Source organism: Salmonella sp. NW645 (genome assembly GCF_051703725.1).
GTDB classification, from domain to species: domain Bacteria; phylum Pseudomonadota; class Gammaproteobacteria; order Enterobacterales; family Enterobacteriaceae; genus Salmonella; species Salmonella enterica.
The window spans coordinates 102,554-114,398 of record NZ_JAMMKR010000002.1; the positions used below are offsets into that span (position 1 = coordinate 102,554).

General features: G+C 54.5%; 10 protein-coding genes and 2 pseudogenes. 8 read left to right on the plus strand and 4 right to left on the minus strand.

The window, feature by feature from the left end; all coding sequences use genetic code 11:
* The first annotated feature begins 16 nt into the window (after positions 1-16).
* From nrfB to NA389_RS04280, 8 genes and pseudogenes are all read left to right on the plus strand, one after another.
* Positions 17-583 (plus strand): cytochrome c nitrite reductase pentaheme subunit, encoded by a 567-nt coding sequence (gene nrfB, locus NA389_RS04245; RefSeq protein ID WP_000115067.1) that lies wholly within the window; start codon positions 17-19, stop codon positions 581-583.
* The gene (nrfC, locus tag NA389_RS04250; RefSeq protein WP_001278026.1) at positions 580-1,251 is read left to right on the plus strand and encodes a cytochrome c nitrite reductase Fe-S protein; all 672 of its coding nucleotides are present in this window, start codon (positions 580-582) and stop codon (positions 1,249-1,251) included. The genes nrfB and nrfC overlap by 4 nt, the downstream gene beginning before the upstream one ends.
* Entirely contained in the window at positions 1,248-2,204 is a 957-nt protein-coding gene (gene nrfD / locus NA389_RS04255; protein ID WP_000186606.1) for a cytochrome c nitrite reductase subunit NrfD, read from the plus strand. Before nrfC ends, nrfD begins: the two co-directional genes overlap by 4 nt.
* Positions 2,197-3,933, plus strand: a complete 1,737-nt coding sequence (locus tag NA389_RS04260) for a heme lyase CcmF/NrfE family subunit (protein WP_000551705.1) — start codon at positions 2,197-2,199, stop codon at positions 3,931-3,933. The genes nrfD and NA389_RS04260 overlap by 8 nt, the downstream gene beginning before the upstream one ends.
* Before the next feature lie 82 nt (positions 3,934-4,015).
* Positions 4,016-4,435, plus strand: a pseudogene (gene nrfF, locus NA389_RS04265) (heme lyase NrfEFG subunit NrfF); the annotation flags it as partial.
* The gene (gene nrfG / locus NA389_RS04270; protein WP_000083227.1) at positions 4,432-5,052 is read left to right on the plus strand and encodes a heme lyase NrfEFG subunit NrfG; all 621 of its coding nucleotides are present in this window, start codon (positions 4,432-4,434) and stop codon (positions 5,050-5,052) included. The pseudogene nrfF and the gene nrfG, both read left to right, overlap by 4 nt.
* Positions 5,053-5,396: 344 nt before the next feature.
* Positions 5,397-6,707 (plus strand): glutamate/aspartate:proton symporter GltP, encoded by a 1,311-nt coding sequence (gene gltP, locus NA389_RS04275; RefSeq protein ID WP_000793278.1) that lies wholly within the window; start codon positions 5,397-5,399, stop codon positions 6,705-6,707.
* Between the two features lie 4 nt (positions 6,708-6,711).
* Positions 6,712-6,788 (plus strand): annotated as a pseudogene (locus tag NA389_RS04280) (hypothetical protein); the annotation flags it as partial.
* Between the two features lie 76 nt (positions 6,789-6,864).
* Here NA389_RS04280 and yjcO read toward each other — a convergent pair.
* The 4 genes from yjcO to phnO all read right to left on the minus strand — a co-directional run bounded on the left by yjcO (position 6,865) and on the right by phnO (position 11,844).
* Positions 6,865-7,554, minus strand: a complete 690-nt coding sequence (gene yjcO / locus NA389_RS04285) for a Sel1 family TPR-like repeat protein YjcO (protein ID WP_000803307.1) — start codon at positions 7,552-7,554, stop codon at positions 6,865-6,867.
* 176 nt (positions 7,555-7,730) lie between these two features.
* Entirely contained in the window at positions 7,731-9,878 is a 2,148-nt protein-coding gene (gene fdhF / locus NA389_RS04290; protein ID WP_077905985.1) for a formate dehydrogenase subunit alpha, read from the minus strand.
* 365 nt (positions 9,879-10,243) lie between these two features.
* Positions 10,244-11,152: a lipid A hydroxylase LpxO gene (gene lpxO, locus NA389_RS04295; protein WP_000457029.1), complete on the minus strand. Its 909-nt coding sequence runs from the start codon at positions 11,150-11,152 to the stop codon at positions 10,244-10,246.
* Between the two features lie 257 nt (positions 11,153-11,409).
* Positions 11,410-11,844 (minus strand): aminoalkylphosphonate N-acetyltransferase, encoded by a 435-nt coding sequence (gene phnO, locus NA389_RS04300; RefSeq protein ID WP_001527229.1) that lies wholly within the window; start codon positions 11,842-11,844, stop codon positions 11,410-11,412.
* Position 11,845: the final 1 nt, after the last annotated feature.

Here is an 11,845-nt window from a genome sequence, read left to right on the forward strand (position 1 = left end):
ACTCAACGGAGTGAATATGAGCGTATTACGTTCGTTATTAACTGCTGGGGTGCTGGCGTCAGGCCTGTTCTGGAGCCTGAGTGGAATCACTGCCACGCCAACGCCGCAGGGGTCGGATCAACGCTGGACGGTCACCCAGCAGCGTAATCCGGATGCTGCCTGTCTGGACTGTCACAAACCGGACACCGAAGGTATGCACGGTAAACATACGGGCGCTATCAACCCGAACAATAAATTGCCGATAACCTGTACCAACTGCCACGGTCAACCGTCGCTTCACCACCGTGAAGGGGTGAAAGATGTGATGCGTTTTAACGACCCGATGTATACGGTAGAGCAGCAGAACAGCGTCTGTATGTCCTGCCACTTGCCTGAACAACTGCAAAAAGCGTTCTGGCCGCACGATGTTCATGTTACTAAAGTGACCTGCGCCAGTTGCCATTCCCTGCATCCGCAGCAAGACACGATGCAGACGCTAAGCGAGAAAGGGCGAATCAAAATATGCGTGGATTGCCACAGCGATCAGCGTACTAACCCGCACTTTAATCCGGCGTCCGTTCCGTTGCTTAAGGAGCAGCCATGAGTTGCACCCGACGTCAATTTATTACCCGCGTCGGCGCGCTGGCGGCGGTCAGTGGGATGGCAGGACGCGTTGTAGCGAACACGTTGAATATTAATGGCGTGCGTTATGGCATGGTACACGATGAGTCATTATGCATCGGCTGCACGGCCTGCATGGATGCCTGTCGGGAAGTCAACAACGTGCCGGAAGGCGTATCGCGCCTGACGATTATTCGCAGCGAGCCGCAGGGGACGTTTCCGGAGGTGAAATATCGCTTTTTCCGCCACTCGTGCCAGCACTGCGACCATGCCCCCTGCGTTGACGTCTGCCCGACGGGGGCATCATTCCGCGATGCCGCCAGCGGTATTGTCGATGTGAATCCGGACCTTTGCGTCGGCTGCCAGTACTGCATTGCCGCGTGTCCCTACCGCGTGCGCTTTATCCATCCGGTCAGTAAGACGGCGGATAAATGCGATTTCTGCCGGAAAACCAACCTGAAAGCGGGCAAACAGCCCGCCTGCGTTGAGTCATGTCCGACGAAGGCGCTGACGTTTGGTAATCTGGACGATCCCAACAGCGATATCTCCCGTTTGTTGCGGCAAAAAACTACCTATCGTTACAAGCTGGCGCTGGGCACAAAACCGAAGGTCTACCGCGTTCCCTTTAACTATGGGGAGGTGAGCCAATGACACCCGCTTCTGCATTTCATTTTGCATCACTGGTGTGGGACTGGCCCATCGCCATCTATCTGTTCCTGATTGGCATCTCCGCCGGACTGGTTACGTTGGCGATTCTGCTGCGTCGCTTCCATCCGGAGGCGGGCGGTTCGGACAGCACGCTGCTGCGCACTACGCTGGTGTTAGGGCCGGGGGCGATTATTCTTGGTCTGCTGATTCTGGTCTTCCACCTGACGCGCCCGTGGACCTTCTGGAAACTGATGTTCCACTACAGCTTTACCTCGGTGATGTCGATGGGGGTGATGCTGTTCCAGTTGTACATGGTGGTGTTAGTACTGTGGCTGGCAAAAATCTTTGGAAAAGAGGTGATTGCCCTGCAACAGCGTTGGCTGCCGCGTTTAGGGATCGTGCAGAAAGTGTTGGCGCTAATAACGCCGTTTCATCGCGTGCTGGAGACGTTAATGCTGGTACTGGCGGTTCTGCTCGGGGCGTACACCGGGTTTCTGCTGTCGGCGCTGAAATCCTATCCGTTCCTGAATAACCCGATCCTGCCGGCGCTGTTTCTGTTCTCCGGCATCTCCTCCGGCGCGGCGGTGGCGCTGATCGTTATGGCGTTACGCCATCGTAGCAACCCGCACAGCACCGAGGCGCGTTTTGTACATCGCATGGAAACCCCAGTGGTATGGCTGGAGATCTTCCTGCTGGCGGCCTTTTTTATCGGGCTGGCGCTGGGCGATGATGGCAAAATGCGCGCGCTGGCGGCGGCGCTGGGCGGCGGATTCTGGAGCTGGTGGTTCTGGCTTGGCGTCGTAGGGCTGGGATTGATTATCCCGCTGCTGCTGAAACCCTGGGCTAACCGTAGCGTCACGTTTCACGGCGTGCTGGCCGTTTGCGGCGCCAGTTTGACCGGCGTGCTGCTGCTGCGCTTTTTCATTCTTTATGCGGGACAGCTAACGGTTGCATAATCTGGACATCTTCCTTCCTGAAGCCGGATTTCTGGCGCTGTTGTTGAGTCTCGGGGTCAACGTGTTGACCCCGCTGGCGACGTGGTGCGGGATGGGTCAGCATTGGCGTGGCGTCATGCGCCTGACGACCTGCGGCGCGTGGATGGCGTTCACGCTGCTGCTACTGGCGTTTGCGATTCTGGTTAGCTGTTTTCTGACCAGCGATTTTTCGGTCGTTTATGTTGCGCAGCATAGCCATAGTCAATTGTCATGGGGACTGAAACTGGCGGCGGTATGGGGCGGTCATGAAGGCTCGCTCCTGCTGTGGGCGCTGCTTCTTTCGGGGTGGACGGCGCTATTCGCCTGGCGCTCCCGGCATGAATCTGACGCGCTTTTTCCGCTGACCCTGAGCATCTTGTCCCTCATTATGGCCTCGCTGCTGCTATTTATTGTGCTGTGGTCCGATCCGTTCCTGCGTATTTTCCCTCCCGCCATGGAAGGGCGCGACCTTAATCCCATGCTGCAACATCTGGGGCTGATCTTACATCCGCCTTTGCTCTATCTGGGTTATGGTGGCCTGATGATCGCGGCGAGCGTAGCGCTGGCTTCGCTACTGTGCGACGGCTTTAACGCGGCAACCGCCTGGGTGTGCTGGCGCTGGGCGTTACCCGGCTGGTGCGCTCTGACGCTGGGGATCATTCTCGGATCGTGGTGGGCGTATTGCGAACTGGGCTGGGGCGGCTGGTGGTTCTGGGACCCGGTGGAAAATGCCTCGTTGTTGCCGTGGCTTGCCGCCAGCGCCTTGCTGCACAGTCTGTATGTCAGCCGCCAGCGCGGGAGCTTCCGTCACTGGTCGTTGCTGCTGGCGATACTGACGCTGATCCTCTCGTTGCTGGGAACGCTGATTGTGCGTTCCGGCATTCTTGTTTCGGTACATGCCTTTGCGCTGGATAACGTGCGCGCGGTGCCGCTGTTTACCCTTTTTGCCGCGTTAAGTCTGGCATCGCTTGTTCTGTACGGCTGGCGGGCGCGGGAGCTGTATCCGGCGACGCGTTTGGGCGGCGGAAAGTGCGAAACGCTCATTCTGGCGACGCTGCTGCTCTTTAGCGCCGTCTTGTTGATCGTGCTGGTCGGGACGCTCTACCCCATGATTTATGGTTTGATGGGCTGGGGAAGGCTTTCGGTGGGCGCGCCCTATTTTAATCGCGTCACGCTGCCGTTTGGCCTGCTGATGCTGGTGGTTATCGTACTGGCGACAATCAGAAGCCGCAAAGTCTCTGTGCATCGTCAGCTTCCGGCATTGCTGGCGCATACGGGCGTATTTATCTTCGCCGCCGGGATCATGGTTTCCAGCGGCAGTCGGCATGAAATCAGCCTTAACCTCAGCCCCGGGCAGCAGGTGGTACTGGCGGGCTACATTTTCCGCTTTGAGCGCCTGGATCTGGAGGCCAAAGGCAACTACACCAGTGAAAAAGCGCGGATCACGTTGTGGCGGAATGAAAAACGCATTGGCAGCCTGCAGCCTGAAAGGCGCTTCTATGCCGCGCGTCGTCAACAGATGATGGAGCCGGGGATTCACTGGAACCTGCTACATGACTGGTACGCGGTGATGGGCGAAAAAACCGGACCGGATCGTTACGCCATGCGCTTATACGTGCAGACCGGCGTGCGCTGGATCTGGGGTGGGGGATTGTTGATGGTGTGTGGCGCGCTGCTGAGCGGATGGCGGGGGAGGAAGCGTGATGCGTAAATTACTCACAGCGTTGCCGGATGGCGGCGTAAACGCCTTATCCGGCCTACAGGATGCGCAAACCGTAGGTCGGATAAGCGTAGCGCCATCCGGCAGAAAGTTTTTACTCTTAACGATCGTCCTGTTTTTAATCACCTTCGCCACCCACGCCCAGGTGGTGGATACCTGGCGCTTTGACAATCCGCAACAGCAGGAAAAAGCGCTGTCTATTGCCAGTCAACTGCGTTGTCCGCAGTGTCAGAACCAGAATTTGCTGGAATCCAATGCGCCCGTGGCGGTCAGTATGCGCCATCAGGTTTACAGTATGGTGGCCGAAGGTAAAAGCGAAGCGGAAATCACCGCCTGGATGACCGACCGTTATGGTGATTTCGTACGCTACAACCCGCCGTTGAATGAGCAAACGCTGCTGTTGTGGGCGCTGCCGTGCCTGCTGTTATTGCTGGTGGGCGTGGTGGTCTGGCGGGCGAGAAAGCGTCAGCACGCAGAAGAGGGGGAACAATGAGCCAGTCTGAACACTCCACTGCGCCGTTACGTCCCATGCCCGTAAAGCGTCTGGCGGCTGCGGCGGTGTTGATGGTGGCTGCCTGTATCGGCGGCTATATGTTGACGCCGAAATGGCAGGCTGTGCGTAGCGAGCAACAGCGTCTGGCCGATCCGCTACGTGACTTTACGAACCCGCAAACGCCAGAGGCGCAGCTTTCCAGGCTGCAAGAAAAAATACGCGCCAATTCGCAGGATAGCGAGCAATGGGCGCGGCTGGGCGAGTATTATCTCTATCGCAATGCATATGACAATGCGCTGCTGGCATATCGTCAGGCGTTGCGTCTGCGAGGCGATAACGCGCAGCTTTTCGCCGCGCTGGCAACGGTGTTGTATTACCAGGCCGGGCAACATATGACGCCTGCGACGCGTGAAATGATTAATAAAGCGTTAGCGCTGGATGCGACAGAAGTGACCGCGCAGATGCTGCTGGCGGCGGATGCGTTTATGCAGGCGGATTATGCGCAAGCCGTGTCGCTGTGGCAAACCTTACTGGACGCTAACTCGCCGCGAGTGAACCGCGCGCAGCTGGTAGAGGCCATTAATTTGGCTAAATTGTTACAAAATCGGCAGAAATAATTTTTTCTTTTTTGTGACTTTTGTCATGTGTGCTGTTTAAAAAAACGGCGAATGAGACACAAGTAAAAATTAATTACCTCAGTGTATTATTCGTTTTTGACGAAGTAAAAAACTTTCCATAACAAATAGTTATTCATCATTAACGCCATAAACTCGCGTTATTATGCATAAAAACAGCCAAAAGCCCTGTTATGAAAGGGTTGCGCAAGACGCTATGCAAATGATACTGATTATGCGCGTTAAAAAACTCTACAAACCAACGCAACACAAATCATACCCTTTCAGTATGTATTGCTCTCATGCTTTCGGCGGAGAGCAACGCTTCATCGAGGAAGTCTGTTGTTATGAAAAATTTGAAAGTCAGCCTGGCCTGGCAAATTTTGCTGGCTATGGTGCTGGGCATTCTGTTGGGCAGCTATCTGCATTATCACAGTGACAGTCGTGAATGGCTGATTGCCAACCTGCTGTCGCCTGCTGGCGATATCTTTATCCACCTGATTAAAATGATCGTAGTGCCGATCGTGATCTCGACTCTGATTGTCGGCATCGCCGGCGTTGGCGATGCGAAACAGCTAGGCCGTATCGGCGCCAAAACCATTCTCTATTTTGAACTGATCACCACGGTGGCGATTATCCTCGGCATTACGCTGGCGAATGTCTTTCAGCCAGGCTCAGGCATTGATATGTCGCAACTGGCGACCGTCGATATTTCGAAATACCAGAACACCACGGCGGAAGTACAAAGTCATGCGCATGGGCTGATGGGGACGATACTGTCGCTGGTGCCGACCAATATCATCGCATCGATGGCCAAAGGGGATATGCTGCCAATTATCTTTTTCTCGGTCCTGTTTGGGCTGGGGTTGTCGTCCCTGCCGGCAACGCACCGCGAACCGCTGGTGACGGTATTTCGTTCCATATCTGAGACCATGTTTAAAGTCACCCATATGGTGATGCGCTATGCGCCAGTGGGCGTTTTTGCGCTGATCGCCGTCACGGTGGCGAATTTTGGTTTCGCGTCGCTGTGGCCGCTGGCGAAACTGGTGCTGCTGGTACACTTTGCCATTATCTTCTTTGCGCTGGTGGTGCTGGGCATCGTGGCGCGCCTGTGCGGGTTAAGTATCTGGATTCTGATTCGCATTCTGAAAGATGAATTGATTCTGGCGTACTCGACCGCCAGCTCCGAGAGCGTGCTGCCGCGCATTATCGAGAAGATGGAAGCTTACGGCGCGCCAGCCTCTATCACCAGTTTCGTGGTACCGACCGGTTACTCATTTAACCTCGACGGCTCCACGTTATACCAGAGCATCGCCGCCATTTTTATCGCGCAGCTATACGGTATCGACCTGTCGCTGTGGCAGGAAATTGTACTGGTGCTGACGCTGATGGTGACGTCGAAAGGGATTGCCGGCGTGCCAGGCGTTTCCTTCGTGGTGTTACTGGCGACGCTGGGCAGCGTGGGCATTCCGCTGGAAGGGCTGGCGTTTATCGCCGGTGTCGACCGTATCCTCGACATGGCGCGTACTGCGCTAAATGTGGTGGGGAATGCGCTGGCGGTGCTGGTGATTGCCAAGTGGGAACACAAGTTTGACCGTAAAAAAGCGCTGGCCTATGAGCGCGACGTACTGGGGAAATTTGATAAGACCGCCCAATAACGGATTGCCGGATGGCGCTTTGCTTATCCGGCCTACAGAGAAAGAAAATGTAGGCCGGATAAGGCGTTCACGCCGCCATCCGACAACCTGCTCCGGGTTGCCTGATGGCGCTACGCTTATCAGGCCTACAACGACTACGTTCATCAGGCAATAAACATCAGCCATTTGTTAGCGTTTCGAACTCTTCGCAACCGGTATCAAACCCTTCCAGACAGCTTAGATTCAACCAGTGCAACGCCTTCTGCTTGTTCTTTTCAATAAAGCCCGGTTCACCGTTTAAAAACATCATTCCCGCCCAGTATTCTGAATAGCCGGTACGGGAAATGGCGGAACTGCGTTTGAAATACCAGGCGGCTTTTTCATCATCGGCGGCAATGCCCACGCCGTTGGCGTAAATCAGGCCAAGCAACATTTGCGCATCCACCGCGGAGTCGTTATCCAGATCTTCAGAGGCCTTTTGCAGCAGCGAGATGGCTTTTGGGTAGTCCGGACGCCCGGCCTGGGTGTTGACCAGGATCCGCGCCAGCGTAATTTCGCCCGCTTTACTGCCCGCGTTAGCCGCCTTTTCAGCCAGCTTTTTCGCGTCGGGATAATCCAGGCTTACCGGATTAGTGATTTTGATTTGCGCCAGTAGCGCGCAGGCGTCGGCGTCGCCATTGTCGGCGGCTTTTTGCGCCCAGTATTCAGCTTTGTTCAAATCGCCATAGCTCAACCAACTGTCGGCCAGAAAATATTGCGCGCGTCTGTCACCTGCCTCTGCTGCCTGCAAATACTGGCTACCCGGCTCAGGATCTGCGGCATGGGCAAAGAATGTCATAAACAACATCAATGCAAGAAGTGGTTTCATTTTGAATTTTATTTAGGGTACGGAAAAGACAGTATAAAGAGATCGTATGGATAAAAAAACAGCCTCCGGGCGGAGGCTGTTATAGGGAAAATGCCTGATGGCGATGCTAATGCATCTAATCAGGCCTACAGTAGACGCAGGCCGAATAAAGCATTCTGATGCCGCCATCCGGCAGATCAACCCATTGCGCTTTCGCGCAGGCGGGTTTTCAGTTTGTTGTACTCATCAATCACATACTGCTCGGCGGCTCGCTGATCGGCGATCGGCTCAACGCGTACGGCGCAGTATTTGTACTCCGGCGTTTTGGTAATCGGGCTGAGGTTTTCAGTCACCAGCTCGTTACAGGCGCCAATCCACCACTGGTAGGTCATGTAAATCGCCCCTTTGTTCGGGCGATCGCTGACCTGCGCGCGGGTGATGATTTTGCCTTTGCGCGAATGAACCCACACCAGCGCTTCATCTTCAATGCCCAGACGCGCGGCGTCGGCGGTATTGATTTGCGCATAGCCCGGTTCATCGGCCAGCGCGGCCAGCGCCGCACAGTTACCGGTCATTGAGCGGCAGGAGTAGTGGCCGACTTCGCGCACCGTCGACAGTACCATCGGGTACTCTTCGGTGAGTTTATCGATAGGCGCTACCCAGTCGCAGGTGAAGAACTGCGCCAGACCGTTGGGGGTATCGAACTTCTCTTTAAAGAGGTACGAGGTTCCCTGATCGGCATCCGACGTGTCGCGGCACGGCCACTGGATATAGCCCAGCTCGCCCATTTTCTCGTAAGTGGCGCCGTAGAAATCCGGGCACAGATGACGCAACTCATCCCAGATCTCCTGGGTGTTGTTGTAGTGCATCGGATAGCCCATCCGGGTGGCGATTTCACTGATAATCTGCCAGTCGGTTTTCAGGTCCCACTTCGGCTCAACGGCTTTAAAGAAACGCTGGAAACCACGGTCAGCCGCAGAGAAGACGCCTTCATGCTCGCCCCACGAGGTGGAGGGTAAAATCACATCCGCCGCCGACGCGGTTTTGGTCATGAAGATATCCTGCACGATGACCAGTTCCAGATCCTCAAACGCTTTACGTACTGCAGAGAGTTCCGCATCGGTTTGCAGCGGATCTTCACCCATAATGTACGCCGCGCGCACTTCGCCATGCGCCGCACGGTGCGGCAGCTCGCTGATGCGATAGCCGGTATGCGCAGGCAGACTTTCTACACCCCAGGCTTTAGCGAACTTCTCGCGATTTTCCGGGAACTTAACGTACTGGTAGCCCGGATAAGTATCCGGCAGCGCGCCCATATCGCACGCACCCTGAACGTTGTTCTGGCCGCGAACCGGGTTAACGCCCGCGCTTGGCTTGCCGAGGTTGCCGGTCAGCATCGCGAGGCTGGTCAGTGAACGCACGGTTTCCACACCCTGATAGAACTGGGTGACGCCCATCCCCCACAAGATCGCTGCGCTTTTCGCGCTGGCATACATCCGCGCCGCCTGACGAATCTCCTGTGCGCTCACGCCAGTGATCTCTTCGACGGAATCCGGCGTATAGCCTTCGACAATCTTGCTGTACTCTTCAAAACCTTCAGTACGGCTGGCGACAAACGCTTTGTCGTACAGGTTTTCTTCAATAATGACATGCCCCATGGCGTTGAGCAGCGCGATATTCGAGCCGTTTTTCAACGCGATATGCATGTCGGCAATGCGCGCGGTTTCAATTTTGCGCGGATCGCAGACGATAATTTTCGCCCCGTTGCGTTTAGCGTTAATCACATGATTCGCCACGATAGGGTGGGAATCCGCCGGGTTATACCCGAAGACGAACACTAAATCAGTGTTATCAATTTCGTTAATCGCATTACTCATTGCGCCGTTACCGACCGATTGGTGCAGACCTGCAACCGATGGGCCGTGTCAGACGCGAGCGCAGCAGTCAACGTTATTGGTACCAATAACGGCGCGTGCGAATTTTTGCATTACATAGTTGGTTTCATTTCCGGTACCGCGAGAGGAGCCGGTTGTCTGGATTGCATCCGGACCGTACTTCGCTTTGATGGCGCTCAAACGTTCAGCGACGTAATTGAGCGCTTCATCCCAGGAAACAGATTCCAGTTTGCCGCCACGCTGGCGACGGATCATTGGGGTTTTCAGGCGCGGGGTCAGGATCTGGGTATCATTAATAAAATCCCAGCCGTAGTAGCCCTTCAGACACAGGGTACCCTGGTTGGTTTTCCCCTGCGCCGCCTCAGCCCGGACGATTTTGCCGTTATCGACCACCAGATTGATTTTGCAACCTGATGCGCAATACGGGCAAACCGTGACGACTTTTTTCATCGGTTTCGCTCCAGTTAATCAAATCGCGCATACGCGCTTTCGCCCTCAGTATGCATGTTTTATGCCACTTTTTTAGTATGGGCTTTCCCTGATATTACGGGCGAATTTTGTTCAAAACCCTGACGAAAAACAGGCTATCGTCAGTTTTGACGTGTCGAAAGAAAATGCCGCATGACATTTATTATGGGGAGAAACGCTGAGCGCAGGCCAGATAGGGCGGAGCCGCCATCCGGCAATCTGCTCTGCCTGAAGTGGGGGTTTTTAATAAATTGTCCGGATGGATAGACTCAAGGCCAGGGAACGCGTTGAGACTAACGCCAGGATAGAACAGGCCGCGGCAGGCAGTTCCATACCGCGGCCCGGCTTCAGAGGAGGCTGAAAAGGATTATCGCGGCAAAAATAGCGGCAATAACGAGATATTTCAGCGCGTAATAGAGAGTGCGGTTTTTCTTTTTCAGCCGTTGCCCGGCATCGCGTGCTGCGTGAACGTATTTAAAGATGCGATTAATCGCACCGGTGCGATCGTTCTCGTCGTTTGGCGAACTGGCGGCGGACATCAACGATGCGCCGACCCAGTGGTTTACGCTCTGCGCCCAGCGCCATTTCATTGGGCGCTCAATATCGCAAAAGAGGATAATACGTGTCTGCTCAGTTTTATTTTCCGCCCAATGAACGTAGGTTTCGTCGAAGATGACGGCTTCGCCGTCGCGCCAGCTATGGCGCTGTCGATCAACTTCAATAAAACAGCGGTCGTCATTCGGTGTGCTTAATCCAAGGTGGTAACGTACTGAACCGGCATAGGGGTCGCGATGTTTTCCCAGATAGGCCCCGGGAGGCAACTCGGCGAACATCGCCGCTTTGATAGAGGGGATGCTGTTGACCAGCTTTGTCGTTATCGGGCATAACGTTTCCGCCGACGGGTGGGCATCGGAATACCATTTAAGGTAAAACCGTTTCCAGCCGCGCTTGAAAAAGGTGTTGAATCCGGCGTCGTTATTGGCCTGCGCGGCTTTTATGTGATGCTGAAGCCGTAGCGCCTCTTCACGAATCACCTGCCAGTTTTCCGTCAGCTTCTGCAGCTCTGGAAATGCCGTGGTATCAAAGTACGGCTGCTTTGCCGGTAACGTTGAGAAGCGAGTCATGAACATATTGATCGGCGCCATAAACGTCGAGTGGTCAAAGAGCTGACGGGAAAGCTTTTGTTTTTCCACCCCGCGTGAATGCGCATAAATGACGCTGATAATAAAAATACCGATAATGATTGCTGCGAACATAACGTCACTGTCCTTCTAAGAAAACCTCATCCCGGGATTTTCAGGCAACCCTCCCGGTGATGCCAAAGAGAAAAGTGTAGTTCGTTGACAATAAATTTACATTTCTACAACTTAAAAGGGCCATTTTTGCTAAAGAAGCGAGTCAGCCCGTTTAACCTTTATCCAGGCTTGCCGACAGTAGAATTGAGATGGCTCCGCTACTTCACCCGGTGACGGTTGATTACGTTATGCCTTATCTCCTGATGACGGCTGCCAGATCACAATGCTTTCGTAAACCGAAAATGACTTTGCTTGTAACCTTCGCGAAGATAAAAACGGTGTGCATCGCGGCGTTTAATATTTGTGGAAAGCTCCGTTAGCTCGGCGCCCGCCTGACGTGCTTCTTCTTCTGCCCAGGCCAGAAGCTGACTGCCAACTTTTTGTCCCCGCATCTGCGGTAATACCACCAGCTCCTGAATTTCGCCAATCCAGTTGGCATGATGGAGATGAAACTGCATATGCAGGCTGATCATGCCGACTACCTCTCCGTTGCGCAGCGCTAAACGATAATGAAAGTTGGGGTCCAGTAAATTAGCGGCGAACCCATCCCTGAAAGCCTGATAATCAAGCTCATCTTTAAGTAACTCACAGATAAGCGCGTAAACAGAATCGGTATCCTCTGTTGTCGCGTGGCGTAATTCACAGACTGGCATA

Coding starts and splice junctions, on each gene's coding strand:
- nrfG (WP_000083227.1), top strand. CDS start 4,432: ATGAGCCAGTCTGAACACTCCACTGCGCCGTTACGTCCCATGCCCGTA.
- gltP (WP_000793278.1), top strand. CDS start 5,397: ATGAAAAATTTGAAAGTCAGCCTGGCCTGGCAAATTTTGCTGGCTATG.
- nrfC (WP_001278026.1), top strand. CDS start 580: ATGAGTTGCACCCGACGTCAATTTATTACCCGCGTCGGCGCGCTGGCG.
- nrfB (WP_000115067.1), top strand. CDS start 17: ATGAGCGTATTACGTTCGTTATTAACTGCTGGGGTGCTGGCGTCAGGC.
- phnO (WP_001527229.1), bottom strand. CDS start 11,844: ATGCCAGTCTGTGAATTACGCCACGCGACAACAGAGGATACCGATTCT.
- lpxO (WP_000457029.1), bottom strand. CDS start 11,152: ATGTTCGCAGCAATCATTATCGGTATTTTTATTATCAGCGTCATTTAT.
- yjcO (WP_000803307.1), bottom strand. CDS start 7,554: ATGAAACCACTTCTTGCATTGATGTTGTTTATGACATTCTTTGCCCAT.
- nrfD (WP_000186606.1), top strand. CDS start 1,248: ATGACACCCGCTTCTGCATTTCATTTTGCATCACTGGTGTGGGACTGG.